The sequence below is a fragment of the Pseudomonas sp. 05N432 genome (genome assembly GCF_056396945.1).
In genome coordinates this window covers 101891-126947 of record NZ_JBFTMM010000001.1, presented here as the reverse complement: position 1 = coordinate 126947, position 25057 = coordinate 101891, and the positions used below count along the sequence as shown (strand labels likewise).

The 25057-nt window shown below is 60.3% G+C and carries 24 protein-coding genes and 1 pseudogene; 10 read left to right on the top strand and 15 right to left on the bottom strand.

Features of this window, described 5'->3' with window-relative positions:
* Window positions 1-31: 31 nt before the first annotated feature.
* Both AC1DHT_RS00605 and AC1DHT_RS00600 read right to left on the bottom strand, forming a co-directional pair.
* Window positions 32-490 (bottom strand): YaiI/YqxD family protein, encoded by a 459-nt coding sequence (locus AC1DHT_RS00605; RefSeq protein WP_427538788.1) that lies wholly within the window; start codon window positions 488-490, stop codon window positions 32-34.
* Between the two features lie 120 nt (window positions 491-610).
* Window positions 611-2509 (bottom strand): FTR1 family protein, encoded by a 1899-nt coding sequence (locus AC1DHT_RS00600; protein ID WP_427538791.1) that lies wholly within the window; start codon window positions 2507-2509, stop codon window positions 611-613.
* A 310-nt stretch (window positions 2510-2819) separates the two neighbouring features.
* Here AC1DHT_RS00600 and AC1DHT_RS00595 point away from each other — a divergent pair, with 310 nt between their 5' ends.
* Genes AC1DHT_RS00595 through AC1DHT_RS00580 form a run of 4 tightly spaced genes read left to right on the top strand, consistent with a single transcriptional unit; the run spans window position 2820 to window position 5971 of the window.
* Entirely contained in the window at window positions 2820-4217 is a 1398-nt protein-coding gene (locus tag AC1DHT_RS00595; RefSeq protein WP_427529707.1) for a COG3014 family protein, read from the top strand.
* 13 nt (window positions 4218-4230) lie between these two features.
* Window positions 4231-4602 carry a YcfL family putative periplasmic lipoprotein gene (locus AC1DHT_RS00590; protein WP_427538794.1) on the top strand — a complete coding sequence of 124 codons (372 nt, stop codon included), beginning with the start codon at window positions 4231-4233 and terminating at the stop codon, window positions 4600-4602.
* A gap of 34 nt (window positions 4603-4636) precedes the next feature.
* Window positions 4637-5224: a penicillin-binding protein activator LpoB gene (gene lpoB / locus AC1DHT_RS00585; RefSeq protein ID WP_427538797.1), complete on the top strand. Its 588-nt coding sequence runs from the start codon at window positions 4637-4639 to the stop codon at window positions 5222-5224.
* 3 nt (window positions 5225-5227) lie between these two features.
* Window positions 5228-5971, top strand: a complete 744-nt coding sequence (locus AC1DHT_RS00580; protein WP_054594597.1) for a penicillin-binding protein activator LpoB — start codon at window positions 5228-5230, stop codon at window positions 5969-5971.
* A 63-nt stretch (window positions 5972-6034) separates the two neighbouring features.
* On the opposite strand, the gene AC1DHT_RS00575 is transcribed toward AC1DHT_RS00580, so the two are convergent.
* Both AC1DHT_RS00575 and AC1DHT_RS00570 read right to left on the bottom strand, forming a co-directional pair.
* Window positions 6035-6667, bottom strand: a complete 633-nt coding sequence (locus AC1DHT_RS00575) for a LysE family transporter (RefSeq protein ID WP_427538800.1) — start codon at window positions 6665-6667, stop codon at window positions 6035-6037.
* 188 nt (window positions 6668-6855) lie between these two features.
* Entirely contained in the window at window positions 6856-8766 is a 1911-nt protein-coding gene (locus tag AC1DHT_RS00570) for an ATP-binding cassette domain-containing protein (RefSeq protein WP_427538803.1), read from the bottom strand.
* 50 nt (window positions 8767-8816) lie between these two features.
* Here AC1DHT_RS00570 and AC1DHT_RS00565 point away from each other — a divergent pair, with 50 nt between their 5' ends.
* Entirely contained in the window at window positions 8817-9281 is a 465-nt protein-coding gene (locus AC1DHT_RS00565) for a TIGR02444 family protein (protein WP_427538806.1), read from the top strand.
* Here AC1DHT_RS00565 and AC1DHT_RS00560 read toward each other — a convergent pair.
* Entirely contained in the window at window positions 9278-10387 is a 1110-nt protein-coding gene (locus tag AC1DHT_RS00560) for an AlgP family protein (RefSeq protein WP_427538809.1), read from the bottom strand. The two genes, AC1DHT_RS00565 and AC1DHT_RS00560, sit on opposite strands and share 4 nt — an antisense overlap.
* A 192-nt stretch (window positions 10388-10579) precedes the next feature.
* Between AC1DHT_RS00560 and AC1DHT_RS00555 the strand changes: the two genes are divergently transcribed.
* Complete coding sequence (locus AC1DHT_RS00555) at window positions 10580-11245, top strand: FKBP-type peptidyl-prolyl cis-trans isomerase (RefSeq protein ID WP_427538812.1); 666 nt, start codon at window positions 10580-10582, stop codon at window positions 11243-11245.
* Between the two features lie 69 nt (window positions 11246-11314).
* On the opposite strand, the gene rsd is transcribed toward AC1DHT_RS00555, so the two are convergent.
* From rsd to AC1DHT_RS00515, 8 genes and pseudogenes are all read right to left on the bottom strand, one after another.
* The gene (gene rsd / locus AC1DHT_RS00550) at window positions 11315-11773 is read right to left on the bottom strand and encodes a sigma D regulator (protein WP_145014189.1); all 459 of its coding nucleotides are present in this window, start codon (window positions 11771-11773) and stop codon (window positions 11315-11317) included.
* A 175-nt stretch (window positions 11774-11948) separates the two neighbouring features.
* On the bottom strand, window positions 11949-12500 hold the full coding sequence (locus AC1DHT_RS00545; protein WP_427538815.1) for a disulfide bond formation protein B: 552 nt from the start codon (window positions 12498-12500) through the stop codon (window positions 11949-11951).
* A gap of 230 nt (window positions 12501-12730) precedes the next feature.
* A complete protein-coding gene (locus tag AC1DHT_RS00540) occupies window positions 12731-13969 on the bottom strand; it encodes a heme biosynthesis protein HemY (RefSeq protein ID WP_427538818.1) in 1239 nt (412 codons plus the stop codon).
* Window positions 13966-15090 (bottom strand): uroporphyrinogen-III C-methyltransferase, encoded by a 1125-nt coding sequence (locus AC1DHT_RS00535; RefSeq protein ID WP_427538821.1) that lies wholly within the window; start codon window positions 15088-15090, stop codon window positions 13966-13968. The genes AC1DHT_RS00540 and AC1DHT_RS00535 overlap by 4 nt, the downstream gene beginning before the upstream one ends.
* Before the next feature lie 16 nt (window positions 15091-15106).
* On the bottom strand, window positions 15107-15871 hold the full coding sequence (locus tag AC1DHT_RS00530; RefSeq protein WP_427538824.1) for a uroporphyrinogen-III synthase: 765 nt from the start codon (window positions 15869-15871) through the stop codon (window positions 15107-15109).
* Window positions 15868-16809, bottom strand: a complete 942-nt coding sequence (gene hemC, locus AC1DHT_RS00525; RefSeq protein ID WP_427538827.1) for a hydroxymethylbilane synthase — start codon at window positions 16807-16809, stop codon at window positions 15868-15870. Before hemC ends, AC1DHT_RS00530 begins: the two co-directional genes overlap by 4 nt.
* A 138-nt stretch (window positions 16810-16947) precedes the next feature.
* Window positions 16948-17694 (bottom strand): LytR/AlgR family response regulator transcription factor, encoded by a 747-nt coding sequence (locus AC1DHT_RS00520; protein ID WP_123581046.1) that lies wholly within the window; start codon window positions 17692-17694, stop codon window positions 16948-16950.
* Window positions 17691-17940: pseudogene (locus AC1DHT_RS00515) on the bottom strand (sensor histidine kinase); the annotation flags it as partial. The gene AC1DHT_RS00520 and the pseudogene AC1DHT_RS00515, both read right to left, overlap by 4 nt.
* 252 nt (window positions 17941-18192) lie before the next feature.
* On the opposite strand from AC1DHT_RS00515, the gene argH reads away from it, so the two are divergent.
* Window positions 18193-19587, top strand: coding sequence for an argininosuccinate lyase (gene argH / locus AC1DHT_RS00510; RefSeq protein WP_054594610.1), 1395 nt, complete (start codon window positions 18193-18195; stop codon window positions 19585-19587).
* A gap of 51 nt (window positions 19588-19638) precedes the next feature.
* On the opposite strand, the gene AC1DHT_RS00505 is transcribed toward argH, so the two are convergent.
* Together AC1DHT_RS00505 and AC1DHT_RS00500 are read right to left on the bottom strand one after the other, a co-directional pair.
* Window positions 19639-20313 (bottom strand): glutathione S-transferase family protein, encoded by a 675-nt coding sequence (locus AC1DHT_RS00505; RefSeq protein WP_427538832.1) that lies wholly within the window; start codon window positions 20311-20313, stop codon window positions 19639-19641.
* Between the two features lie 226 nt (window positions 20314-20539).
* On the bottom strand, window positions 20540-21202 hold the full coding sequence (locus AC1DHT_RS00500) for a glutathione S-transferase family protein (RefSeq protein ID WP_427538835.1): 663 nt from the start codon (window positions 21200-21202) through the stop codon (window positions 20540-20542).
* A 126-nt stretch (window positions 21203-21328) separates the two neighbouring features.
* Here AC1DHT_RS00500 and AC1DHT_RS00495 point away from each other — a divergent pair, with 126 nt between their 5' ends.
* The 3 genes from AC1DHT_RS00495 (at window position 21329) to AC1DHT_RS00485 (ending at window position 25057) form a co-directional block, all read left to right on the top strand.
* The gene (locus tag AC1DHT_RS00495; RefSeq protein WP_054594612.1) at window positions 21329-21613 is read left to right on the top strand and encodes a hypothetical protein; all 285 of its coding nucleotides are present in this window, start codon (window positions 21329-21331) and stop codon (window positions 21611-21613) included.
* 164 nt (window positions 21614-21777) lie between these two features.
* Window positions 21778-22023 carry a TIGR02647 family protein gene (locus tag AC1DHT_RS00490; protein ID WP_427538838.1) on the top strand — a complete coding sequence of 82 codons (246 nt, stop codon included), beginning with the start codon at window positions 21778-21780 and terminating at the stop codon, window positions 22021-22023.
* Window positions 22024-22207: 184 nt separating this feature from the next.
* On the top strand, window positions 22208-25057 hold the full coding sequence (locus tag AC1DHT_RS00485) for a class I adenylate cyclase (RefSeq protein ID WP_427538841.1): 2850 nt from the start codon (window positions 22208-22210) through the stop codon (window positions 25055-25057).

The window sequence follows — 25057 nt, the reverse complement described above, 5'->3', positions numbered from 1 at the left end:
AGGCTCGCTCCCACAGTGATCAGCGTCGTGTTCAAGTCTGTGAACGGACCAGCCGGGTGATGATCCGGTCCAGTGCATTGGCGAACGCCTGCTTTTGGCGATCACCAAACGGCGCGGGACCACCACCCATCTGACCCTGATCACGCAGGTCGGTGAACAGGTTACGCACTGCCAGCCGATCGCCCATGTTCTGCGCATCGAACTCCTTGCCCCGCGGGTCCAGCGCCGCGACGCCTTTCTTCACCAAGCGGTCGGCCAGCGGCACATCGCTGCAGATCACCAGTTCACCCGGTACTGCGTGCTCCACCAGGTAATCGTCGGCCGCATCCGGGCCGCTCGGCACCACGATCAGCTTCACCAGGGCCAGGCCCGGCTTGATCTGCGGCTGCCCGGCCACCATCACCACCTCGAATTGGCGCTTGAGGGCGAACTTCACCACCAGGTCCTTGGCTGCCCGAGGGCAGGCGTCGGCATCGATCCAGACACGCATTGCGTTTACCTCTTCCCAAAAGCATTGTCGGATCGCCGCCCGGAGCAGGCTCGCTCCCACAGGTCATACGCAATCCTGTGGGAGCGAGCCTGCTCGCGATTGTGAGCGCAGCGAATGCTGCTAAGAAGCCTGCACCCGCTGCTTCTCCGCCATGCGACTACGACTGTACAGCACCACAATCGCCAGAATCGCCACTGCCTGCGCACCCAGCGAATAGGCGTCCGCGTGAATCCCCAGCCAATCGAAGTCAAAGAATGGCACCGGCCGAGTGCCGAAGATCCCAGCCTCCTGCAAGGCCTTGACGCCATGCCCGGCGAACACCACCGACAGCGCGCAGAGCAAACCGGCATTGATCCCGAAGAACAGCGCCAGCGGCAGTTTCGCCGAGCCGCGCAGGATCACCCAGGCCAGACCGATCAACAGCACCAGCGCCGTAGCGCCACCTGCCAATACCGCGTTATGCCCGGCCGGGCCGGCTTGCAGCCACAGGGTTTCGTAAAACAGCACCACTTCGAACAGCTCGCGGTAGACCGAGAAAAACGCCAGCGCGGCAAACCCGAAACGCCCACCGCCGCTGACCAAGCTGCTCTTGATGTAATCCTGCCAGGCCGCCGCGTGGCGACGGTCGTGCATCCACACCCCGAGCCAGAGCACCATCACGCTGGCAAACAATGCGGTGCAGCCTTCCAGCAGTTCGCGCTGGGCACCGCTGACATCGATCACATACGCCGCCAGCGCCCAGGTCGCCAGACCCGCCACCAGCGCCAATCCCCAACCGATGTTGACGCTGCGAATTACCGACTGCTGACCGGTGTTGCGCAAGAACGCCAGCACTGCAGCCAGGACCAGAATCGCTTCCAGTCCTTCGCGCAACAGAATCAGCAGGCCGGAGACATAGCTCAGCGACCAGCTCAGGCCATCGCTGCCCAGCAGGTCCGCGGACTCCTTCAACTTTGTTTTGGCAAACGCCAGCCGTTGCTCGACTTGCTCGATAGCCAGCCCGTCCTGCAACGACTGACGGTAAGCCATCAGGGATTTTTCCGTGTCTTTACGCACCACGGTGTTGACGTTGTCCAGCGAGCTTTCGACCAGTTCGAAGCCCTCCAGATACGCCGCTACCGAGAGGTCATAAGCCTGCTCACGCTCGCCGGCACGGTACGCGGCCAGGCTCTTGTCGAGGGTCGCTGCGGTGTAATCGAGCAACTGCGCCGGGCCGCGCTTGACCTGCGGCGGTTGGGCGCGCTGGGCGCGGAACGTAGCGGCTGCCTCCGGGCCTTCGGCCGCCAGGACTTCCGCCGGGGTCTGTCGGGCCAAGTCGGCGAGGTTGAAATTCTTTTCACTTTTAGCCGCAGCCGGATCGGCGCTGAACGCGGCGATGTAGGTCGCCAGATCCCAGCGCTGACGCTCGTCGAGTTGATCGGCGAAGGCTGGCATGTCCGTGCCTTCGATGCCCTGCCCCAACGTGCTGTAGATCGCGTACAGGCTCAAGCGGTCGAGCCGCGTGGCATCACGCAGATTGGCCGGTGGCGGCGTCAGGCCAACACCTGCAGGACCATCACCGGCACCGGCGTTGCCATGGCACACCGAGCAGTGCTGCGCGTACAACGGGGCACCCCGCGTGGGGTCCGGGGTAATGATCGGTGCCTGGCTGACTTCATAGGCCACCGCCAGTTTCGCGCCCAGTTGCCGCGCCAGACGGGCCACCTCCGTACCGTCCTGACGCTGGGTCACCGCGTTGCGCAAATGGCTCACACCCTGCTCAAGCTCGGCGCGCTCGGGTTTGGCCGGTAGCGCGGCAATCAACCCCTGCAAGACGCCGAGAAACTCCAGCTGTTCGCGGTATTCGCCATCATCGATGACCTGCCCCGCCTCCACGGTAGCCGGATAATCGGCACCAATGTAATCGAGTAAATGCAGTGCCTGTGGCGCACCTTCCACCGTGTCGGCCAGCAGATTGAAACTGCACAGGGCAAACAAAGGGAATACCAGCCAGGCCAGGAAACGGGACGGGGCAGTCATGAATGAATCTCAATTGATAATACGAAGTAACACATTGTTCACTCTCAATGCTTCCCACTCAAGCTTTGTCGTCCACAGTTTGAGTATTCGGACACTCCCGAATGGTGGCACCCATAGAAAAAAATGAAATTAAAAAGCCATTACATAGCCAGTATCCACGCTTATAATGCCGCGCCCTCGTTATTGCGATCGGGTATTTAAGCTCCTCTTGTTATGAGGAATTGGCATGGAAAGCCATCTTCCCTGTCGATTGGTTCACCCAGCCCGACCAGCACGCTCGGCTGTTTTTAAACTCAGGGAAGAAGTACCCATGGCATCCCGCGCCCTCACCTCGATCGCGCTCAGCGCAGTCACTTTGCTTGCCGGTTGTTCGGCCTTTCGCAGCTACGATACGGAACTGCAGCAAACCAACCAGCAGTTGGCCAGCGGTAACGTCGACGCCGCACTGACCCTGCTGGAAAAGAACAACACAGGTGAAAACAAGGACCTGCTCTATTACTTCGAGAAAGGTGAACTGCTGCGCGCCAAGGGCGACCTGACTGGCAGCCAGGCCGCGTGGAGAAGCGCGGACCAGGTCGTCGGTACCTGGGAAGAGTCGGTCAAGCTCGACACCGACAAATACCTGACCCAGTTCGGCAGCTTTCTGGTCAATGACAAGGTCCGCCGCTACGAAGGGTATGACTACGAAAAAGTCATGCTGACCACGCAAATGGCCTTGAACCTGCTGGCCGTGAACGATTTCGACGGTGCCCGCACTGAAATCAAGAAGACCCACGAACGTGAAGCGGTGATCGCCGAACTGCGCGACAAGGAATACCTCAAGCGCGAGGACGAGGCCGAGAAGCAAGGCGTCAAGACTCAGTACAAGGACCTGCAGGGTTACCCGGTGGCGAGTCTCGACGCACCTGAAGTGGTTGGCCTGAAGAACAGCTATCAGAGCGCGTTCAGCCATTACCTGGCGGGTTTCGTCTACGAAGCCCTGGGTGAAAAAGACCTGGCCGCGCCGGGTTATCGCAAAGCCGCCGAACTGCGCCCCAACACGCCGTTGCTCGAACAAGCGCTGCTGAACCTGGACAAGCCGGCCGGCAAGAACGATGAGAGTGACATCCTGATCGTCGTGCAAAGCGGCCTGGCGCCGAGCCGTGACTCGATCCGCATTCCGTTGCCACTGCCGATCAGCAACAACGTGGTGATCACCCCGCTGTCATTCCCGGTGATCAAGCCCGACACCTCGACCGTGACGTACGCGCAGATCGGTGTCGACGGCCAGCAACAGAACCTGACCCAGCTCAACAGCACCACCGCCATGTCCCGCCGCGCACTGCGTGACGATATGCCCGGGATCATCCTGCGCACCACCGTCCGCGCCGTGACTCGCGCCGTGGCGCAAAAGAAGATCAACGAGACCAACCCACTGGCCGGCCTGGCCGTAGGCATTTCCTCGGCGGTGATGGAAGGGGCGGATACCCGCACCTGGCGCACCCTGCCCGACAACACCCAGGTGGTGCGCCTGCGCCTGGCCAAAGGCGAGCACCAACTGAGCCTGCCGAATGCTCTGGGCGGTTCGCGAATCACGGTCAAGGTCGATCAGCGCTACCAGGTGATCAGCCTGCGTACGGTGGGCAATCAGGTGTTCGCCAGTGGCGTCGCCGCCCACGTGATCCCAAGCGCCACCCCGCAAGTCGTGGCCAGCGTCAAACAACCTTAAGCGGAGCTTCTCCATGCGTTTCAAACTGATTGCTGTCGCCGCCCTGGCTCTGCTGGCCGGTTGCACCACCCCGCCGCCACCTGCGCCTGGCAGTGCCGCGAGCAAAGTCGTCGTGATGAACAAGTTCAACAACATCGCCATTGGCGCGATGCGGGTCGCCCGTGAAAACGGTTTCCTGACCGTCAAGGTCGCGCTGAACAACACCAGCCACACCAACATGACGATGTACTACCGCTTCGTCTGGCTGGGCGACGACGGCTTCCCGGTGGCCGATGAAGAAAGCTGGAAAACCCTGAACCTGTATGCCGCGCAGGCCACGTTCCTGCCAGCCATTGCGCCTGTGCCCAAGGCCACTGACTTCCGCCTTGAAGTCAAAACCCCTTAAGCCTTTCCCTATTTCGTGACAGAGAGACATTCCCATGTTTGCACGCTTTTCGTTCCTCGCCGTGGTTGCCCTCCTGGCCAGCGGTTGCGCCAATAACTCGCCGGTCCTGGGCGGGAAAAACATCGGTTACGGCGACAGCAAAGCTGTTGAGCTGGTGACCAACGAGTTCGGTTCCACTGACTTGCAGATGATCGCCGAGTCCATGACCCGTTCCCTGGCCCAGTCCGGCATCTTGCAGGGCCGCCCGGTCGTGCAGGTCTACGACGTGAAGAACAAGACCAGCGAATACATCGATACCCGCGAAATCACCACCAGCATCAAGACTCAGCTGATGAAGACCGGCACCGCCCGTTTTGCCAGCGACAACACCGCGATGCAGAGCCAGGTCGACCAGCTCAAGCTGCAAAACCAGAGCGGCCTGTACAAGAAAGGCACCGTGGCCAAGACCGGCAACATGATCGCCGCCAAATACCGTCTTGAAGGGTCGATCAGCTCGATCGTCAAGCGCAGCAGCGATTACAAGGACGTTTTCTACAAGTTCAGCCTGCAACTGATCGACGTTGAAAGTGGCCTGGCCGAGTGGATGGACGAGAAAGAGATCCGCAAAACCACGGAGCGTTAAGCAATGCGTGCATGGATTGGCATCATGGCCCTGGCCTGCGCGTTTGGCGCGCAGGCGGCCCCGAAAATCGCGGTCACCGACCTCGCCTACCAAGAGCGGGTGGAGCAGTACATCCACATTGTCTCCGCACAGAGCAACATGCAGGCGGGCATGTACCACGCCAGCGGCTCGTCGAGCTACAACGAGGTCGAGGCCAGCAGCAGCTATATCGAGCAAGGCGAGCTTCGCAAGTTCACCGGCGACATCAAGGGCGAGATTCTCAAGTCCGGGATGTTCCAGCTGGTGCAAGGCACGCCGTACACGGCCAAGTCCAAGGAAGACGTCTACGACGTGATCAAGCGGATCAAGGCCGGTAACTACAAGGGCGCCGACTATGTGTTGTTCGGCACCCTGTCGGATATCGACTTCACCCGCGACATCACCTCGCTGGCCAACACCGACAGCTACTCGGCGATTCTCGGCCTGAACCTGGTGGCGGACTTCAGCCTGATCAACACCCGGACGTTTGAAATCACCTCGGCGTTCACCGCCATGGGTGAAGGCCAGGACACCAAGCTGGTCAACGGCAACGACGTCAAAGTGTCGCTGAACCGCCCACGGGTGGTACGTGATGTGTCCAAGTCGCTGGGTGAGGACGTGGCCCGTCAGTTGGCCGAGCAACTCGGTCGCGGCGTTCAGCAACAGCCGGGGCAAGCGCCACTGCGCAATAACCTGCCGCAGGACACTGCGCCGGTCATTCTGCGCTGAGAAACCCGCGCGAAAACGAAAAAGGCGACCTCTAGAGGTCGCCTTTTTTGTGCCTTGCGGGTTTTAGACCGCGGCTCTGCGAATGGTCGCCAGCAGCCCGGCCGCACCGATGAACAGTCCGGCAAACGTGCGGTTCATCCGCTGTTGTTGCTTGGGTGTGCGCAGCAGTCGCAGCACCTTTGAAGCGAGGCCGGTGTAGCCGGCCATCACGATCAGGTCGACGCAGATCATCGTTACGCCCAGGATCAGGTACTGCGCCACCAGCGGCGCATGCGGGTCGATGAACTGCGGCAGCACCGCCAGCATGAACACCAGCGCCTTGGGGTTGCTGACATTCACCAGGAACCCGCGAAACACTAGCGCCAGCGGTTTGCCGATCTGCCGAATGGCCGCGTCATCGCTCATGTTGCTGGGCAGTGCACGCCATTGCTTGACCGCCAGATACACCAGATACGCCACGCCAAACCATTTGATCGCGTAGAAGGCCGTGGCCGACGTGGCGAGGATTGCGCCCACACCGGCGGCGACAATCGCAATCTGCAGCGCCAGCCCCAGTTGCAGGCCGAGGGCGTTCCAGTAGCCGCGCCAGAAACCATACTGCAAACCGCAGGACATCGACGCAATGGCGCCAGCGCCCGGGGAAAGGCTGATCACCCAACAGGCGGCAAAAAACGCCAGCCATGTCTCAAGCACCATCACACACCTCGACTCAGACTCGTTATAGACGTCTAAGCTAATGCGCTGGCCTGTTAATGACTACCGATTTTTTGCAGAAAAACGACACTGCCGACCAGCGTTGGCGGCAGCCCGGCCTACTTTCCGAAGCCGCTCGACAACTCTTGGCTGCCGCGCCAGCGTCATAACCGAACGCTGGCAGGCCGCTATCAGGACAGCGCTTCCAGCTCCGCCTGCATGCTTTCGAGCAGTTCCAGCGCTTCCATCCAGGTTTCTTCAAGCTCGGCTTCGCGAACCTTCAGCTTGGCCTGTTCGGCCAGCAGATCACGTAACTCGTCCTTGCGGGCTGCTTCGTAGACGGCGCTGTCGCCGAGGCTGGTTTCGATCTTCGCCAGCTTCTCGTGCAACTTGCCCAGCTCGGCTTCGAGCTTGTCGGCCTCGCGCTTGTGCGGTGCCAGTTGCTGACGCAACGCAGCGGCAGCCTGACGCTGGGCTTTCTTGTCGGTCTTGTCCGGATTGACCGGCGAGTTGTTCACCGGCGCATTGCGCTGGCGATAATCGACCAGCCAACGGGCGTAGTCTTCCAGATCGCCGTCGAATTCTTCGACCTTGCCGTCGGCCACCAGGAAGAAGTTATCCGTGGTGCTTTTAAGTAGATGACGATCGTGGGAGACCACCAGTACTGCGCCACTGAATTCTTGCAGGGCCATGGTCAGCGCCAGGCGCATTTCCAGGTCCAGGTGGTTGGTCGGTTCGTCGAGCAGCAACAGGTTCGGCCGGCCCCAGGCGATCAACGCCAGTGCCAGACGGGCCTTTTCACCGCCGGAGAAATTCAGTACCGGCTCGTCGATCCTTGCACCGCGGAAGTCGAAACCACCAAGGAAGTCGCGCAGCGTCTGCTCACGCTCGGTCGGTGCCAGACGCTGCAGGTGCAGCAACGGGCTGGCTTTGGAATCCAGCGAATCCAATTGGTGCTGGGCAAAGTACCCGACCACGGTGTTTTCGCCACGAGTCAACCGGCCGGACAACGGCTCGAGTTCACCGGCGAGGTTTTTGATCAGGGTCGATTTACCGGCACCGTTGGGGCCGAGCAAACCGATCCGTGCGCCAGGAATCAGTTGCAGCTTGACCTTCTCCAGCACGGCTCGCTCGCCGTAACCCAGACGGGCGTCGGAGAGGTCGATCAACGGGCTGGAAATTTTCACCGACTCGCGGAAGACGAAGTCGAACGGTGAATCGACGTGGGCAGCGGACAACTCTTCCATCCGCTCCAGCGCCTTGATCCGGCTCTGGGCCTGACGGGCCTTGGTGGCCTGGGCCTTGAAGCGGGCGATGTAGCTTTCCATGTGCGCACGTTGCGCTTGTTGCTTCTCGTAGGCCTGTTGCTGCTGGGCCAGACGTTCGGCACGGGCACGTTCGAACGCCGAGTAGCCACCGCGATAGAGGGTAATCCTGCGCTGGTCGACGTGAGCCACGTGATCGACCACGGCGTCGAGGAAATCGCGGTCGTGAGAAATCAGCAGCAAGGTGCCGGGGTAGCTCTTGAGCCACTCTTCCAGCCAGATAATAGCGTCGAGGTCCAAGTGGTTGGTCGGTTCGTCGAGCAGCAACAGGTCCGACGGGCACATCAGCGCCTGCGCCAGGTTCAGGCGCATCCGCCAGCCACCGGAGAAATCTCCGACCTGACGATCCATCTGTTCGTTGGTGAACCCCAGGCCTGCGAGCAACTTGCGCGCCCGGGCATCGGCGGTGTACCCGTCGGCGCTGTCGAGTTCTGCGTGCAGACGCGCCTGCGCGGCACCGTCATGGGCCGCTTCGGCGGCGGCGAGGTCGCGTTGCACCTCACGCAGGCGCAGGTCGCCATCGAGCACGTAGTCGACCGCCAGGCGTTCGAGCGTCTCGATCTCCTGGCGCATGTGGGCGATACGCCAGTCGGCCGGCAGGAAGCAGTCACCCGAGTCCGGGTGCAGTTCGCCCCGGATCAAGGCGAACAGGCTGGATTTGCCGGCGCCGTTGGCACCGATCAGGCCGGCTTTGTGACCGGCGTGCAGGGTCAGCTCGGCGTCTTCTAGCAGACGTTGCGGGCCACGTTGTAAAGTCAGGTTCTGAAGTCGAATCATAATGGCGGCGGAGTCTACCAGCTTCGCTCGCAACTGGCGCGAGTAGCACTATGTCCTCTGACCTGTGGAGCTTTTCCCTGACCCTCTACACCCGACCGGGTGTTGAGGACGCCTGCCTGAAACTGCAAGCAGCCGGCGCCGACGTTTGTCTGTTGTTGTGCGCAGCCTGGCTCGGACAGCGCGGTGTGAGATGCAACGCGCAACGCCTGCAACAGCTCCAGCACCTGGCCGGACCGTGGCATGCAGACGTCGTGCAACCGCTTCGACAACTGCGTACGCAATGGAAAGCCGCTGCCCTCGACGACGAGGAACTGAACACGTTACGCACGCAGGTCAAAGCGCTGGAGCTGGAAGCCGAACGGCAACTGTTGTCACGTCTGGAAAATGCGGCGCAAGCATGGCCGCAGGGTCAAGCCAAAGACCTGGCCGTGTGGCTGGAAGGATTGGCGGCGAGCGCCGCCAACCTGAACCGCGACGCGCTGAATCAGCTGCGCGTCGCGGTGACCGGCACTTAGGAAGCGCTGGTCGGGGTGTTGGTAGTGCTTACAGCCGCTGCCGGTACAGGCGAAGCGGCTGGCGTGCTCGCGGATGGAGCAGGTGAAGCTGCCGGTGCAGGTGTCGCAGGCTTGGCAGCCGCTGGTGCGGTTGCCGGTTTTGCTGCGGCTGGTTTAGCGATGGCAGGTTTGGCCACGACTGGCTTTTTCACCGCCGGCTTGGCTGCTGGTTTGGCAGCAGACGTCGCTGGCTTGGCAGCAGCCGGTTTGGCAGCGCTGGACGTTGCTGGCTTGGCAGCGACGGCGGGTTTAGCTGCGGGCTTGGCCGGCGCTTTGGCAGCTGTGGTTTTGGCCGCGGGCTTGGCGGCAGGTTTTGCAGCAACCGGTTTAGCAGCTGGCTTGGCGGCCGGTTTCACCGCAGCGGTTTTGGCTGCTGGTTTAGCAGCAGGTTTCGCCGCAGCAGTTTTTGCAGCTGGTTTTGCTGCGGCAGTTTTCGCTACTGCAGGTTTGGCGGCGGCAGTTTTAGCAGCAGGTTTGGCGGCTGGTTTAGCGGCAGCTGGTTTGGCAGCGGTCGGCTTGGCAGCCGGTTTGGCAGCACTGGCAGCGACTGGTTTTTTCGCTGCAGGTTTGGCGGCGGCTTTCGCTGGAGCCTTGGCCGGTGCCTTGGCAGCTGCCGGTTTGGCAGCCGGTTTTTTCGTGGTGCCAGAAGCAGCGGCTGGCTTGGCCGAACGCAGGGTCAGCGTTTTGCCGACGGCCTCTTTCACGCGACCAATACCCTGAGCCAGTTTCAGGCTTTCCTGGGCATCGCGCTTGAGCTGCAGAATGTAGCCGCGCGTCTCGGACTGACGCTCTTTGAGCGCATCGAGCAGGTCTTCAAGTTCTTTTACCGCATCTTTGGCCTTGGCTTGTGCCTTGGCTTTGCCGGCCGCCGCAGCGTCCTGCAATTTGGTGCGAGATTTGTGCAGTTTTTCCTGTGCTTTTCCGCGCTGCTTTTCCAGTTTGGCGAGCAGTTTTTCAGCATCAGCCAAGGCTTGGGAACAAGCGTTTTCCAAATGCTCGAGCAAGCTGCCCGACAGCTGATGGAGTAAGTGCAACGGAGTATTTACAGGCTTCTTATTGGCCGACATGGTTTACCTCCTGGCTGACGTGAGTGCGGCTCATACTAGACCTCTGCTGCTACCGCCGCTAGGGCATGTTGACAGTATCGAGTGCCGGGCGTTGCAGCGATTTGAAAATGTTCTGCGCACACTTAAAAGCAGTTCACCGGTCACGGCATTCTCACTGGCATAATCCTCCCCATCTCAGGCTGGAGAGTGCCCATGTCGCGTTACCTTTTTTTACCCTTGTGCGTGTTTTTTTCAATGGCTCAAGCCGCAGAAAAAGCCACGGAAACTGACGCCCATGATCTCGCCTACAGCCTCGGTGCCAGTCTGGGTGAACGTCTGCGCCTGGAGGCTCCCGATCTGCAAATCCAGGCACTGGTGGAAGGTTTGCAACAAGCCTATCAAGGCAAGCCACTGGCGCTGAAAGATCAGCAAATCGAGCAGATCCTGGCCGAGCACGAAGCACAAATGGCCGAGCAACCCGCCGTACCGCAAAGCGAAGTTGCCCTGGACAAGGAACAACGCTTCCTGACAGCCGAGAAAGCAAAACCCGGAGTTCGCGAACTGGCGGATGGCATCCTGCTGACCGAACTGGTCGCGGGCAACGGCGCCAAGGCCGGGCCCAATGGCAAGGTGCAGGTTCGCTACATTGGCAAGCTACCCGATGGCACGGTGTTCGATCAGAACAACCAGGCGCAATGGTTCAGCCTCGACAGCGTGATCAGTGGCTGGCGCAGTGCGTTGCAACAGATGCCGGTGGGCGCGAAATGGCGCCTGGTGATTCCATCCGCGCAAGCCTACGGTGCCGATGGCGCAGGGGACCTGATCGCACCGTTCACACCTCTGGTGTTTGAAATCGAACTGCTCGGCGCGACGGGCTGAGCAATCGCCCAAACGAAAAACGGTGCGCAGTGCGCACCGTTTCAGGGATCGTTTGTATCGAGGAGAAACTCAGGCTTGCTCTGGAGTTTCTTCCTTGTGGGCCGTGTGCAGCACTTCGATCAGGCAATCTTCCAGTTCGAAGCGCTCGTGCAACAGACCGCCAAGCTCCTGGAATTTCTCGGCAACGCACTTGCCTGCATCGCAGAGATCGTTGAACGCCAACAGCTTCTCGGTGATCACGTCGATGCGCGGGTAAATGGTTTCAGCCAATTCAAGCCCGCGTGTATCACCGAACGCCTTGGCTTCGCCCGTCAGCTGTTCGTAGATTTCGAAGTGGCCGGCAGAGACGTAATCGACCAGGACACCACAGAACTCCTGCAACGGCTTGCGGTTTTCGCCCAGAGCCTCGGGCTTGGCGCCGAGAGCATCATAGGCTCGAACCAGTTCGTGACGCTCCTGCAACCAACGATCGATCAGCAGATGCACTCCACCCCAGCGTTCCTGAGCATTCTGACAACTTTCGAGCATGGTGATCTCTCTTCCCTTATGGGTAATGCCGCCCGCACTCGCCGCAAGACTTGAAAATCAAGATTTGGCCAGGCAAAGCACCATCGGGCAACAATTCCAATGATACGTGCGGGCCAGATTATGCCCGCACGCCAAGAGCTTCAAGGTACGCAGGAGATAAAGTTCATACAAGTGTTTAATCACCCACCCTGCCCCGGTGCGACGACCCGTCGCTGGGCGGTCGCTGATACGCATACCAGACCAGCCGCACGATCTGATAAGCCCCGAGAATCGTCACTCCGACAAAAAACAACAGACTCCATTCGGGAATACTCAGGTCGAACAGCGTCCAGGAAATTTCCGCGCAGTCAGCCGCTTCGCTGAATACCCGCTCCACAACACACTGCCAGGGCATGTTGGTGAACAGGCCTTCCAGACCGGGAGAGCATCCCGACACGTGTTGAACCGAATCGCTTTGCACTACCACCTGGCGCCACGCTGTCACCATTCCCGCCAGGCTGCAGAACAGACCGAGCAGCCAATAAAGTAAACAGCCCAGGCGCTTGGGCCCGTGCAGCGCGGCAATCAGGCAGACCATCGTGAACAGGGCCAGAAAAAGCCGCTGCAACAGGCACAGCCCGCAGGGCTTGAGCCCGATAGAGAACTCCAGATAGTACGAAGCGCCCAAGGCCAGGGCGCCCGCTATGAAAGCCATGAAAAACAAGGAACGTGTGCAGGCCAAAGACATGGCTTATCCGTAACAGAAGAGACAGGCAGTTACGGTAGAGGAAAGCCCTCTGGCCTTTCAAGGCAAGGCAGTGCGGAGACTTCGCCAAAGATGTAGGGAATTCCCGACAGAAGAGACAGGACCAAATGTAGTCCCTTGTAAGACGCTGCCTATACCCGGCGCGACGAGGAAGAATTTTACGGTATTCAAACGCCGGGGCGCCCGTTCGGGCGACCCGGTCGTCCAGCATCTTATGCGCGGGCGGGCACCGGCAAAGGCGAGGCCAGCAGGCGCTTGTCCAGCAGCCCCAGGCCTTCCTGGAAGAGCTGATTGCTGCGCTCGGTATCACCCAACTGAGCCAGCAGACGTGCGAGCTCGGCACAGGCCTCGGGGTTGCGCTGAACCCGCAGGCTGCTTTCCAGATAGTCCCGCGCCTTGCCCCACAGGCTGCTTTGCAAACACAACCGTCCCAAGGTCAGCAGCAAGCTTGGGTCGCCCGGATGGTCCTTCAACCAACCCTCGGCCGCGTGCAGTTGCCGCGCCGGGTCGCTGCCGCGCAGCAAGCCATACAGCCGCGCCAGATGGCTGTCATATTTACGCTTGAGCGCTCCGCGCAAAACCTCTTCCGCCTCGACCTCAGCCCCCAGTTGCCGCAACTGTTCGGCATAGGCAAGCACCAGTTGCGGTTCTTGGCGCTGAGCGGAAGTCAGCTGTTGCCAGGCGCGATTGAGTGCCTGCAACCCAACCGCACCGTCTTCCTCCCGGCGAGCTGCCAGGGTGAGGTTTTCACCCCAGGCACGACGCTCCAGCTCTGCCAGCTCGCTGGCCGGAAGAACCTTGTCCTTGCGCAATTCCGGTAACAGGCGAATGACCGCCGACCAGTCGCCACGCTGTTGATGCAAACGTTGCAACTGACGCAACACCTGAACACTGTGCGGATGACGCTCGTGCATGGCCTGAAGAGTTGTCAGCGCACCGTCGGTATCGCCACGATCGGTTTGCAACTGCGCGTGACTCAAGGCAATCGCCAACTCGGCCTGAGGCTGACGCTCCAGCGCACGCTCCAGCAAGCTGTCGCTTTCGTCATAATGGCCTTGCTCGTTCGCCGCTCGCGCAGCCCCAAGGTAGTAGAGCAGCGGCTGGCGTTCGGCTTCAGCGGCGCGAGACAAGTGACGCTGAGCGCTGGCCCAACGACCTTCAGCCAGGTCCAGCTGACCATGCTCGATCGCCACTTGCACACGACGACTGCGGTTGCGGTTCGACCAAGGGTTGACTACACCGCTGGAAGTGGCCACCAACTCGATCAGCATCTTGATGCCCCATAGCACCAGCCAGATCACCGCCACCAGTGCCAACGTCGCCCACAGGCTCGATTCGTAGCGGAAGGTCTTGTAGGCGATCAGCACGTAACCCGAGTGCTGGGCGATGGCCAGCCCCAACGCCCCGGCGGCGGCGATGAGCAAAAACACAATCACATAAAGTCGCTTCATGGGGTGGCCCCCGACGTAGCACTCGCGGCCGGTTTCACCGAATCCTCGGCGCTGACGTTACGCCGCTCCAGGTACGCCTGCACCGTGCTCAGGGTGGTTGCCAGGTCGGGCGTGATGACCGTTACCGGTTGCTTGCTCAGCTCGGCAATCTGTTCGAGCATCACTTTGCTTTGCGGATTGTCCTGATTGAAGCTGCCCTTGAGCACATCCCGCGCTTCGGTCAGCGCCTGGGTATACACCGGCGCCTGGCCGTTGAGCGCAGCCCACTGCGCTTGCTCAAGCGCCAGGCTCAGCGCCAGACGGACCTGGGTCAGGCTTTGCCCGGCGAGCAATGGACGAATGTTTTTATCGGCGTTGAAATCGATGCGGATGTAGCGCGAAATCTGATCCCACCATTGCGCCCAGCGACTGGCGCCATCGCCATCGGAGGTCAGGGCCGAGAGCGAATCGCGCTCATGAAACTCCGGGGCGAGCTCGCTGAGTTCGGCCACCTGATCACGCAAGGCACCCAGTTGCAGGAACAACCCGGTGCGATCCGGTTGCTCGGTACTGCGCAGCGCAGCAAGACTTTTTGCAATCTGCTCGCGGGCGGCGAAAGAGCCCGGGTCATTCTGCTCGCGAAGGATTTCATCGGCACCTTGCACCAGCGCCTGAGCGCTGCTGATGTCCTGCAAGGCAGACAGACGCAAACTGGCCAGACGCAGCAGGTGCTCGGCCTCGGCCAAACGCCAATCCTTGCGGCTGGCGCCGAGTACCGTTTCCAGACGCTGATTCAAGCGCTGCTGGTCGCCCTGCAACTGGATCACCAGGCGTCGTCGGTCTTCCAGTTCATTGGCTGGCGGTAATTGCTCAAGCCGGGCTGTCAGGCGCTGCTCATTGAGCTTGAAGCTTTGTGCCTGATCGTTCAGGGCCTGCAATTGCCCCAGCTGTTGCTGATTGTTGGCTTGCAGGCTACGCACCTGCCAGATCCCCCAACCGCCAGCGGCAACACCCGCGGCACCCAGCAACATTGCCAGGATCACCAGCCCGTTGCCACGGCGCGGCTCCGGGCTCTTTACAGTTTCAACCGACGCATCGAGCGCTGGCTGGACGTCATCTTTTGGCAAGGCTGTTTCGCTCACGTATCCATCCTTTGCATTAGAGAACGGGCCGGGTTTCCCGCAACGCCGCTAGCAAAGCCGCGGCACTGGCGCCACGACAATCCACAACTGTTTGGGCGCCGGCGGCCAGCGCCATCTCGGCTACCCGAGGGCTCGGAACAAACAAAGGCAACCGCGCCAACTCAGGCCAGGCACTGCCCGCCAATTGGCGCAGGTGCTCAAATCCCTGCCCACTGCTGACCACTACGCCGTTCAAGCGTTCCGCTCGAATCCGCTCAGGCAATGCCCCCTCGGCATACCGCGGCAAGCCACGGCGGTACAACTCCAGATAATCGACACTAGCACCTTGCTCGCGCAAACGCTCCGCGAGCAGCTCACGTCCACCCTCGCCGCGCATGATCAGCACACGAGCATCGGGTCGGGCGATAGCCTCGCGCAACGGCGTCAGTTCAAGCAACGCTTCGCTGTCATCGCCCTCCACCGGGAAGCTCACGTCCAACCCATGATCTTTGAGGATCTGTGCGGTCGCCGCCCCCACGCTGAACCATTTCAAGCGCAGTGATTGCGGCCAGTACCGATCGACCAGATCCACACCGATTCGGGCAGCCGGCTTGCTGACCACGATAACCGCGCAATAGCGATCCATACCCTGAATCACCTGGTGCATTGTCTCAGAGACAGGAATCGGCTCTATCTCCAAAAGCGGCAAGCTGCTGCTGAAAATCCCCTTTTCGGCAAGAATATCGGTCAGCATCGCCGAATCATCCGCGGGACGCGTCAACAACAGGCGCCACCCCGTCACTCGTGACCTGCCTCGCCATAGACCGACTTCAGAATGTCGTTGGCGCCCTGGCCAAGAAGGTCTTCGGCAACTCGTACACCCAAGGCTGCGGCATCGCTGCGTGGCGCACGACCCTCGGCACGGAGCAACAGCCCCCCCTTCGGATCGCCCACCAGGCCGCGCAGCCAGATCTGCTCGCCTTCAAGCACCGCATAGCACGCGATCGGCACCTGACAGCCACCGTTCAAATGCTTGTTCAGCGCACGCTCGGCAGTGACCCGCGTGGCGGTGTCCTGATGATGCAGAGGGGCAAGCAAGGCATGAATGTCGTTGTCGGCGCTGCGGCATTCGATACCGACGGCACCCTGGCCACCTGCTGGAAGACTGTCATCGACACTGATCGACGAGCTGATGCGGTCTTCAAAGCCCAGGCGAATCAAACCGGCTGCCGCAAGGATGATTGCGTCGTACTCACCGGCGTCGAGCTTGGCCAGCCGAGTGTTGACGTTGCCGCGCAGAAAGCGGATTTGCAGGTCCGGGCGACGGGTCAGCAGTTGTGCCTGGCGACGCAGGCTGGAGGTGCCGACCACGCTGCCCTGAGGCAACTCGTCGAGGCTTGCATAGGTGTTGGAAACAAAGGCGTCACGCGGGTCTTCGCGTTCGCAGATGCAAAACAGGCCCAGGCCTTCAGGGAAGTCCATCGGCACGTCTTTCATCGAGTGCACGGCAATGTCGGCTTCGTTTTCGAGCAGTGCGGTTTCCAGCTCTTTGACGAACAGCCCCTTGCCGCCGATTTTCGACAGCGGCGAATCGAGCAGCTTGTCGCCGCGACTGACCATAGGCACCAGCGTCACGACCAGACCCGGGTGGGCTTGCTCCAGACGAGCTTTGACGTATTCGGCCTGCCACAAGGCCAAGGCACTTTTGCGGGTAGCGATGCGGATTTCGCGAGGGGACATGGATCAATCCGTACTGAATAGATACAGCGGATAATAACAGCTCAGGCAAATCCGCTTTGACTTGTATCAGAAACGGCGCAGCCTCCCTGGCCTCACCTACCCGGTAAAGGAGAGTGAAATCCGTGCGCGAACAGCGGACTAAAGCTGTTGCATCATCTTGCGCACACCAGCGACATGACGTCGGCTGACAATCAGCGCATCACCGTTGAGGCCTTTGAGAAAGAGCTGGAAATGCCCAAGTGGCGTGCGCTGCAGCCGTTCGATACGTTCGCGGGCCACCAGTGCATTGCGGTGAATACGTACGAACCGGTCGCCAAATTCGTCTTCAAGGGCTTTCAATGGCTCGTCCAGCAGAACCTCGCCACCTTCGTGGCGCAAGGTCACATATTTGTGGTCGGCGATGAAATAGACCACTTGAGCCAACGGGATCAGCTCGATGCCTTTGCGGGTTCGCGCACTGATATGGCTGCGTGGGCCACTACCGGTTTCTGCCGCCGGCCGAGTCAACGCCGCGAGCTGGACGCGGTTGGGGCGCTCGGCTTTTTTCAGGGCGTCGAGCAACTGCTCCGAACGCACCGGTTTCGCCAGGTAGCCCACCGCGCTGGCTTGCAGGGCGTCCAGGGCAAATTCATCCTGGGCCGTACAAAACACCACAGCCGGCGGCGTCTCGCGTTCGCACAACCTTGCGGCGACTTGCAAACCGTCGAGGCCAGGCATGCGGATGTCGAGCAGCACGATATCGGGCTTCAGGCTGTCGATCAGGGTCAATGCCTCATCGCCATTGGTGGCGCTGGGCTCCAGGACACTGTAACCCTCGAGTTCGCCGACCATACGGCTCAGGCGCTCGCGGGCTTGGGGTTCGTCATCAACGATCAGGACATTCATATTGCGCTGGATTCCTGCGTGAGTCTCGCACAAGGATAGCGTAGACAGGTGAAGTGACATCCGTCACCGCGATCCACGCTAAGACTAGCGCGAGCGCCAAAAAGTGCCGTACGTCGGGTTGCAATATTTATCGGTGCCTGCGCAGTTCCATTCGAAGCCAGCCGCGACGTGGCGTCACCGTAGGGATTGCTGCTACACAATATGAACACCCCTCTTCTCTATATAGCCGGCTTCGACACTGACGTCGCACGCTTCGAGGAGACTCAGCACATGATCGACAATTGCGCTGACCCTCACGTCCAACTGTAGACGCTTGCCGCGACGACAGTGCTCATTTGACAAATATCGTTGCGTAAACGCGGCAGCGACCCGATTGAGTATGGCCGGTCAAATAAGAAAAAAACGTAGCGACCAGTGTCACCGACAGGATTGGCAACCCTGTTATTATCCACCGCAGGTTTTAACGCCATTTTCCTTCAGCCGATCACGAGCGAATTCATGAGCACTGACAAGACCAATCAGTCCTGGGGCGGCCGCTTCAGTGAACCCGTCGACGCCTTCGTCGCCCGCTTCACCGCCTCCGTCACTTTCGACCAGCGCCTCTATCGTCACGACATCATGGGCTCCGTAGCCCACGCCACCATGCTCGCCAAGGTCGGCGTGCTGACCGATGCCGAACGCGACAGCATCATCGACGGCCTGAAGACCATCCAGAGCGAAATCGAGGCCGGCACCTTCGACTGGCGCATCGACCTTGAAGATGTGCACATGAACATCGAGGCGCGCCTGACCGACCGCATCGGCGTCACCGGCAAGAAGCTGCACACCGGCCGCAGCCGCAACGACCAGGTGGCAACCGACATCCGCCTGTGGCTGCGTGACGAGATCGACCTGATCCTGGGTGAAATCACCCGCCTGCAAAAAGGCCTGCTGGAACAGGCAGAGCGCGAATCCGGCACCATCATGCCCGGCTTCACCCACCTGCAAACCGCGCAGCCCGTGACCTTCGGTCATCACATGCTGGCCTGGTTCGAAATGCTCAGCCGCGACTACGAGCGTCTGGTCGATTGCCGCAAGCGCACCAACCGCATGCCGCTCGGCAGCGCCGCACTGGCCGGCACCACCTACCCGATCGACCGCGAGCTGACGGCCCAACTGCTGGGTTTCGACGCTGTTGGCGGCAACTCGCTGGACAACGTCTCGGATCGCGACTTCGCCATCGAGTTCTGCTCCGCTGCGAGCATCGCGATGATGCACTTGTCGCGCTTCTCCGAAGAGCTGGTGCTGTGGACCAGCGCACAATTCCAGTTCATCGATCTGCCTGATCGCTTCTGCACCGGCAGCTCGATCATGCCGCAAAAGAAAAACCCCGACGTCCCGGAACTGGTGCGCGGTAAAAGCGGCCGGGTGTTCGGCGCGCTGATGGGCCTGCTGACGTTGATGAAAGGCCAGCCATTGGCCTACAACAAGGACAACCAGGAAGATAAAGAGCCGCTGTTCGACGCCGCCGACACCTTGCGCGACTCGCTGCGGGCCTTTGCCGACATGATCCCGGCGATCAAGCCAAAGCACGCCATCATGCGTGAAGCGGCACTGCGCGGCTTCTCCACGGCTACCGACCTGGCGGATTATCTGGTGCGCCGCGGCCTGCCGTTCCGTGACTGTCACGAAATCGTCGGTCACGCGGTGAAGTACGGCGTGGAAACCGGCAAGGATCTGGCAGAGATGAGCCTGGAAGAACTGCGCAAGTTCAGCGACCAGATCGAACAGGACGTGTTTGCCGTCCTGACCCTGGAGGGCTCGGTGAATGCCCGTAACCACATCGGTGGCACCGCGCCGGCGCAGGTGAAAGCAGCTGTGGTTCGCGGTCAGGCGCTGTTGGCCAGCCGCTAACCCGTACTCAACCCGCAATCTCGATGGCCTGAAGGCCATCGAGCCTCACGCCTACCCTGCCGTTCGACCCACCGCCTTCACTCTCTCCAGAAAGGCTGGCGCTTCAGCCTGCTTGTCCGCAGCCACTTTTTGCACGTTAGGCTTTTCCGCCAATTGCTCTAGCAATGCCTTGGCAGCCGGCATTTCGCTCAGAAAGTCGATATCGAATAAACGCTTCCCGACTTCCACCGCCAGATCAACACTATAGAGAAAATACAGATCGGCCAGGGTGAACTGCTCGCCTGCCACATAGGGTGTAAAACGCCCGTGGCGCGCCAATGCGGCAAACCCCTTGATCAGGTCCCGCTTGGCCTTGGCCTTGAGCGCCTCTGGTGTCGGCCGACCACCAAAAAACACTTCCACGTAACAAATCCGGGCCGGTAGCTCTATGTACAACTCAATCTCTTTAGCCTGTGCTCTGACACGAGCTCGCTCGAACGCGTCTGTCGGTAAAAGTGCAATGCCTGGCTGACTTTCATCGATGAAATCGAGGATCGCATCCGTCTCACTGAGAAAGCCCTGCTCTGTCTCCAGTACCGGCACCTTCCCACGCGGGCTGACCGCGAGGATGGTCGGATTCTGGCAACCATGAAAGGGGACTACTTCAAAAGGCAGGCCTTTTTCCAATAGCGCCAACTTGACCATATTGAAGTAATTACTGGCGGCAAATCCATAAAGCTTGAGCATTGAAGGGTCTCCTTGACCATGCTGTTACCGAATCAAAATACGATTCGGCCCTCACGGTAAATTCAACCGTCAACATTGGGGTCACGCAGTTATTACCGAACGCAACAACATCGCCTGGGCACGACGCCAAACAAGGCGTCGAGGCAGTTAAACAAAACATTTCGACGCTTTTGCAGACGTGACACAGCTCGACAGCAGGGCTGCCGAGCCTACGGTCAGCTGTCATTTATTTCCTGGCGTTAATCATCGCCAAAAACCCTGGCATCGCCGCTTCCTTGTCTGCCGCAATGCGTTTGGCATGCGGTGTCTGCTCCAATTGCTCAAACAATGCCTTGGCAGCGGGCGGCAACTCGGCCAGCAAATCCAGATCGAAGAGCTTTTTGCCGACTGCGCAGGCCAGGCTGACGCTGTACAGGAAGTACAGGTCCGCCACGCTCAGGGTTGCGCCCGCTACATACGGCGCGAACTTGCCGTGACGTCCCAGCGACGCAAATCCCAGCAGCAGCTCGGCCCTGGCTTTTTCCTTGATCGCTTCCGGCACCGGCATGCCGAAAAAGGCCTCGCCGAAACAGGCACGAGCCGGCAGCTCGATGTACAGCTCGATTTCCTTGGCCAGCGCCAGAACCTGGGCCCGCTCGAACGGTGTTTTGGGCAGAAGCGCAGGACCCGATTGCGTGTCTTCGAGGTACTGAAGAATCACGCTGGTCTCGTTGACGAACCCTTGCTCGACACCCAACACCGGAACCTTGCCGCGCGGGCTGATGGCCAGCGCCTCAGGGCTTTGCCCGGCGTAAAACGCTACTTCCTCAAAGGGCAGGCCCTTTTCCAGCAACGCATGTTTGACCATGTTGTAGTAGTTGCTGACGGAAAATCCATAAAGCTTGAGCATCACATAGCCTCCAGGCCGTGCAGGGGGGTTGGCAGCGACTGTTATAGAACGTCGGGAGCACTCTCGCCAGCAGCATCACACGGCTGAATGCAGGTAAACTGGCGACCTTTCCTTTTGGAGCCTGCCATGAGCGAGCCTAGCGATATCGACAACGACGAAGAAGAATTCGCCGAAACCACCCTGATCGAAGCCATCGAAAACCAGATCGAAAGCGACAACCCGCCAGCCGCCAAGGCGACGTTCAACAAACTGACCCTGGTCGGTTACGAGCGTGAAGAAATCCTGCAATTGATGGCTCACGTTCTGGCCATTGAAATTGACGCACTCCTCGAAGAAGACCGCGCGTTCAATACCGAGTGGTATGAAGCCGCGCTGCGCGCACTGCCAGAGTTGCCGCCAGAAAAGAACTAAAACCCCTATCGCGCGGGCACGGCTCTCATTGTGGCGAGGGAGCTGCGCCTGCAAGCATGTTCAACTGCCTGCAACGAAAAGCTCTAAGCCAACACTGGACATGCCGCCCGAGTGCGTTCACCTTAGGGGCGCTGTCGTCTATTCCTAGAAAGTCTGGAGTCCTTATGTCGCTTACCCCTGAGCTGGTTGCCGAACTGGAAATCCTTGCACTCTTCAACCTGGACAGTTCCCAGGAAGGTTTGAAAATCCATCATACCGCTGCCCCGAAAGCCATTGCCGCCGCACAACGCCTGTTCGACAAAGAGTTGATTACCCAGCCCGACGGCGGTTATCTGACCAGCCTGGGCCGTGACGCCGCGCAGAATATTCAGACCGTTCTGACCATTTTGTCTGTCGAAGAAACCGCATAATCGCTGCCGTATCGCCCACGGGAACCCCTGCTACGGGATTTCCGCGGGCAGACTGTCGCTCGTCGATAGAAATTTGACGCCAGAAACCAAAATTCAGCTTAAAAGTCCTGAGCATCAGGCTGTAAACTGCCCATCGCCCTGAGACCTTCCCACGTTCGAGCATTGCGAGCCGGTTTGAGCTGACATGACCCGCACCCATGAAATCCGCCCTGATCTGGACGAAGGAATCGATCGCAAGGTTCTGAGCCAGTTGCGTGCGCGCTTTCTGAAACTCAATGACGGCCGGCTGGCCCGTGCCATGGAAGGGTTGTCACCCCGCCAGCAAGGGGTTTTGACCCTGCTGCCGCTGTTCTTCCACGTCAATCACCCGCTGTTGCCAGGTTACGTCTCGGGCAGCACACCGGCCGGGCTGTCGAATTTCGAACCTGACGCCACGGCGCTCGCCGAAGCGCAACGCCTGACCCGCTCCTTCTCCTACAAGCCCCGCCACGGCAATCCGCCGCGGCCGATTCAGGGTTTGTTCCTGATGGGCAGCCTCGGCACGCTCGCCCAGGCCGATCAAAGCGACATGGACGTGTGGGTTTGCCACGCCCCGGACCTGAGCGAAAGCGAACTCGCCGAACTGCGCAAAAAATGCCAACTGCTCGAAATCTGGGCCGCCAGCCAGGGCGCCGAGGCGCATTTCTTTCTGATCGACCCGCAACGTTTCGTCCGTGGCGAACGCGACACCCAATTGAGCTCCGACGACTGTGGCACCACCCAGCATTACTTGCTGCTCGATGAGTTCTATCGCACCGCTATCTGGCTCGCGGGGCGCACGCCGATCTGGTGGCTGGTGCCGGTGTACGAAGAGGCCGGCTACGACCAGTACACCCATACATTGCTGTCCAAACGCTTTATCCGCGCCGACGAAACCCTCGATCTCGGCCATCTGGCACAGATTCCGCCCGGCGAATTCATCGGGGCCGGGCTCTGGCAGTTGTTCAAGGGCATCGAGTCCCCCTACAAATCGGTGCTCAAGCTGCTGCTGACCGAGGTCTACGCCAGCGAACACCCGAACGTCAAATGCCTGAGCCTGCGCTTCAAACAAGCCGTGTTCGCCAACCGTCTCGATCTGGATGAGCTCGACCCGTACATCGTGGTCTACCGGCGCATCGAGGAGTACCTCACGGCCCGAGGCGAGCCAGAACGGTTGGAGCTGGTTCGGCGCGCCTTGTACCTCAAGGTCAATCGCAAGCTGACCGGCAACAGCGGCCAGCGCAGCAAAAGCTGGCAGCGCCTGCTGCTGGAGCGGCTGGCTGAAGAATGGGGCTGGGATCAACGGCAATTGGCAATGCTCGACAGCCGCAGCCAATGGAAGGTCCGCCAGGTCAGCGCCGAACGCCGGGCCCTGGTGAATGAACTCAACTACAGCTACCGCTTCCTGACCCAATTCGCCCGCACCGAGCAGAGCGTCAGCCTGATCAACAAGCGCGACCTCAATGTACTGGGTCGCAGGCTGTATGCCGCCTTCGAACGCAAGGCCGACAAAGTCGAGTTCATCAACCCCGGCATTGCACCAGACCTGGCCGAAGACACATTGACTCTCGTCCAGTCAGCAAACAAGAAAGAACCCGGACAGACCCACTGGGGTTTGTACAACGGCAACCTGGGTGCGCTGGAATGGGAACATTTCGCGCCGATCAAGCGCAGCCGCGAACTGCTGGAGCTGTTGACCTGGTGCCACCGCAACGGTGTTATCGACAGCAGCACGCGCCTGGCCTTACACCCTGGCAGCAGCGACCTGAGCGAGTTCGAGCTGTTCAATCTGCTGGGCAGCCTGCAACAGACCATCGCGCTGCCCCTGACCAGCGTCAGCGAAGAACAACTGCTGCATGCCAGCGTGCCGAGCGAGGTGCTGATTCTGGTGAACGTGGGCGTCGACCCGCTCAAGCACCACCGCGACCTGAACATCCTGATGACCACCGAGCGCACAGACTCGCTGAGCTACGCCGGAGTGCGCGAGAACCTGGTGCTGACCCTTGACCAGGTCACGCTCAACAGCTGGAACGAAGTGCTGGTCAGCCGCTACGACGGCGCCCACGCCCTGCTCGATTGCCTGCGCGATTACCTCAACAATCTGCCAAGCGGCCCACAGCAACCTCGACTGCGAGTGCGCTGCTTCTGCCATAACCGCGCGCAGTTCATCGCCCAGCGTGTCGAAGAAGTGCTCGATACCGCGCAAAACCTGCTGCTCAGCAAACTCAATCATCGCTACCTGATCCAGGTCCAGCAGCATTACCACGTGCTGGAACTGGTGCCTGGCCAGGTCAATCATGTCGCGCTGTCCAGCCCGTCGGCACTGCTCGATTACCTGAACCAGGACCTGACCCGCTACAGCCCGCTGCAACTGGACCCGATGGCGCTGGCGGATCACGACCTGGCGCTGATCCTGCCGATGGGCCAGCCCCACTGCATTCAGGTGTTTTACCGCATCAACGATGCCCACGCCGAGCTGTACGTGCTGGATGAATTCAATGCCCTGTGGCAACAGCGCCAGCCGTATCACGACGAGCAAAGCCTGCTGGTGCCACTGCAACGTTTCCTGCAATCGATCCTGTTTCGCCGTGACGCGCTATTGCCGATGGACGCTGCCCAACCTGTGGCAGTCCTGGAAACCCTGTACTACCAACTGCTGCCATCGGGCACCAGCCGGGCACGCCGGGTCGAGCCGCGCCCGGCACCGCAAACACCGGTGAACAAGCCGTTCTACGACGTCCAGGCAATCGTCGGCAAAGCCGTACCGGGGCAAGGCCAGGTCACCTTGTATTGCAATCAGCGAGAGTTTTCCGAGCTGGAACATGGCGACCAGCTATTTGCCATGGTCGCGCAGGAGATCGTCGGGCAGCGTCGCGAGGCGCAACACTATCGCTGCTACATCACCGACCTGGACCTGTCCGGCCTGCTCGGTGATGGTCAGAGTTCGAGCAATCTTTACCTGCGCTACAAGGCAGACCTGGAGCGCGCATTGAACAAGGCGCTCGAACAGGCCTGA

Bases quoted from the DNA above. Each gene is read 5' to 3' on its own strand.
- AC1DHT_RS00505 (WP_427538832.1), bottom strand. From the start codon at position 20,313: ATGCTCAAGCTTTATGGATTTGCCGCCAGTAATTACTTCAATATGGTC.
- AC1DHT_RS00500 (WP_427538835.1), bottom strand. From the start codon at position 21,202: ATGCTCAAGCTTTATGGATTTTCCGTCAGCAACTACTACAACATGGTC.
- hemC (WP_427538827.1), bottom strand. From the start codon at position 16,809: ATGTCCCCTCGCGAAATCCGCATCGCTACCCGCAAAAGTGCCTTGGCC.
- rsd (WP_145014189.1), bottom strand. From the start codon at position 11,773: ATGCTCGAAAGTTGTCAGAATGCTCAGGAACGCTGGGGTGGAGTGCAT.
- AC1DHT_RS00490 (WP_427538838.1), top strand. From the start codon at position 21,778: ATGTCGCTTACCCCTGAGCTGGTTGCCGAACTGGAAATCCTTGCACTC.
- AC1DHT_RS00555 (WP_427538812.1), top strand. From the start codon at position 10,580: ATGTCGCGTTACCTTTTTTTACCCTTGTGCGTGTTTTTTTCAATGGCT.
- AC1DHT_RS00545 (WP_427538815.1), bottom strand. From the start codon at position 12,500: ATGTCTTTGGCCTGCACACGTTCCTTGTTTTTCATGGCTTTCATAGCG.
- AC1DHT_RS00560 (WP_427538809.1), bottom strand. From the start codon at position 10,387: ATGTCGGCCAATAAGAAGCCTGTAAATACTCCGTTGCACTTACTCCAT.
- argH (WP_054594610.1), top strand. From the start codon at position 18,193: ATGAGCACTGACAAGACCAATCAGTCCTGGGGCGGCCGCTTCAGTGAA.
- AC1DHT_RS00495 (WP_054594612.1), top strand. From the start codon at position 21,329: ATGAGCGAGCCTAGCGATATCGACAACGACGAAGAAGAATTCGCCGAA.
- AC1DHT_RS00485 (WP_427538841.1), top strand. From the start codon at position 22,208: ATGACCCGCACCCATGAAATCCGCCCTGATCTGGACGAAGGAATCGAT.
- AC1DHT_RS00575 (WP_427538800.1), bottom strand. From the start codon at position 6,667: ATGGTGCTTGAGACATGGCTGGCGTTTTTTGCCGCCTGTTGGGTGATC.
- AC1DHT_RS00580 (WP_054594597.1), top strand. From the start codon at position 5,228: ATGCGTGCATGGATTGGCATCATGGCCCTGGCCTGCGCGTTTGGCGCG.
- AC1DHT_RS00570 (WP_427538803.1), bottom strand. From the start codon at position 8,766: ATGATTCGACTTCAGAACCTGACTTTACAACGTGGCCCGCAACGTCTG.
- AC1DHT_RS00520 (WP_123581046.1), bottom strand. From the start codon at position 17,694: ATGAATGTCCTGATCGTTGATGACGAACCCCAAGCCCGCGAGCGCCTG.
- AC1DHT_RS00605 (WP_427538788.1), bottom strand. From the start codon at position 490: ATGCGTGTCTGGATCGATGCCGACGCCTGCCCTCGGGCAGCCAAGGAC.
- AC1DHT_RS00540 (WP_427538818.1), bottom strand. From the start codon at position 13,969: ATGAAGCGACTTTATGTGATTGTGTTTTTGCTCATCGCCGCCGCCGGG.
- AC1DHT_RS00565 (WP_427538806.1), top strand. From the start codon at position 8,817: ATGTCCTCTGACCTGTGGAGCTTTTCCCTGACCCTCTACACCCGACCG.
- AC1DHT_RS00600 (WP_427538791.1), bottom strand. From the start codon at position 2,509: ATGACTGCCCCGTCCCGTTTCCTGGCCTGGCTGGTATTCCCTTTGTTT.
- AC1DHT_RS00590 (WP_427538794.1), top strand. From the start codon at position 4,231: ATGCGTTTCAAACTGATTGCTGTCGCCGCCCTGGCTCTGCTGGCCGGT.
- AC1DHT_RS00595 (WP_427529707.1), top strand. From the start codon at position 2,820: ATGGCATCCCGCGCCCTCACCTCGATCGCGCTCAGCGCAGTCACTTTG.
- lpoB (WP_427538797.1), top strand. From the start codon at position 4,637: ATGTTTGCACGCTTTTCGTTCCTCGCCGTGGTTGCCCTCCTGGCCAGC.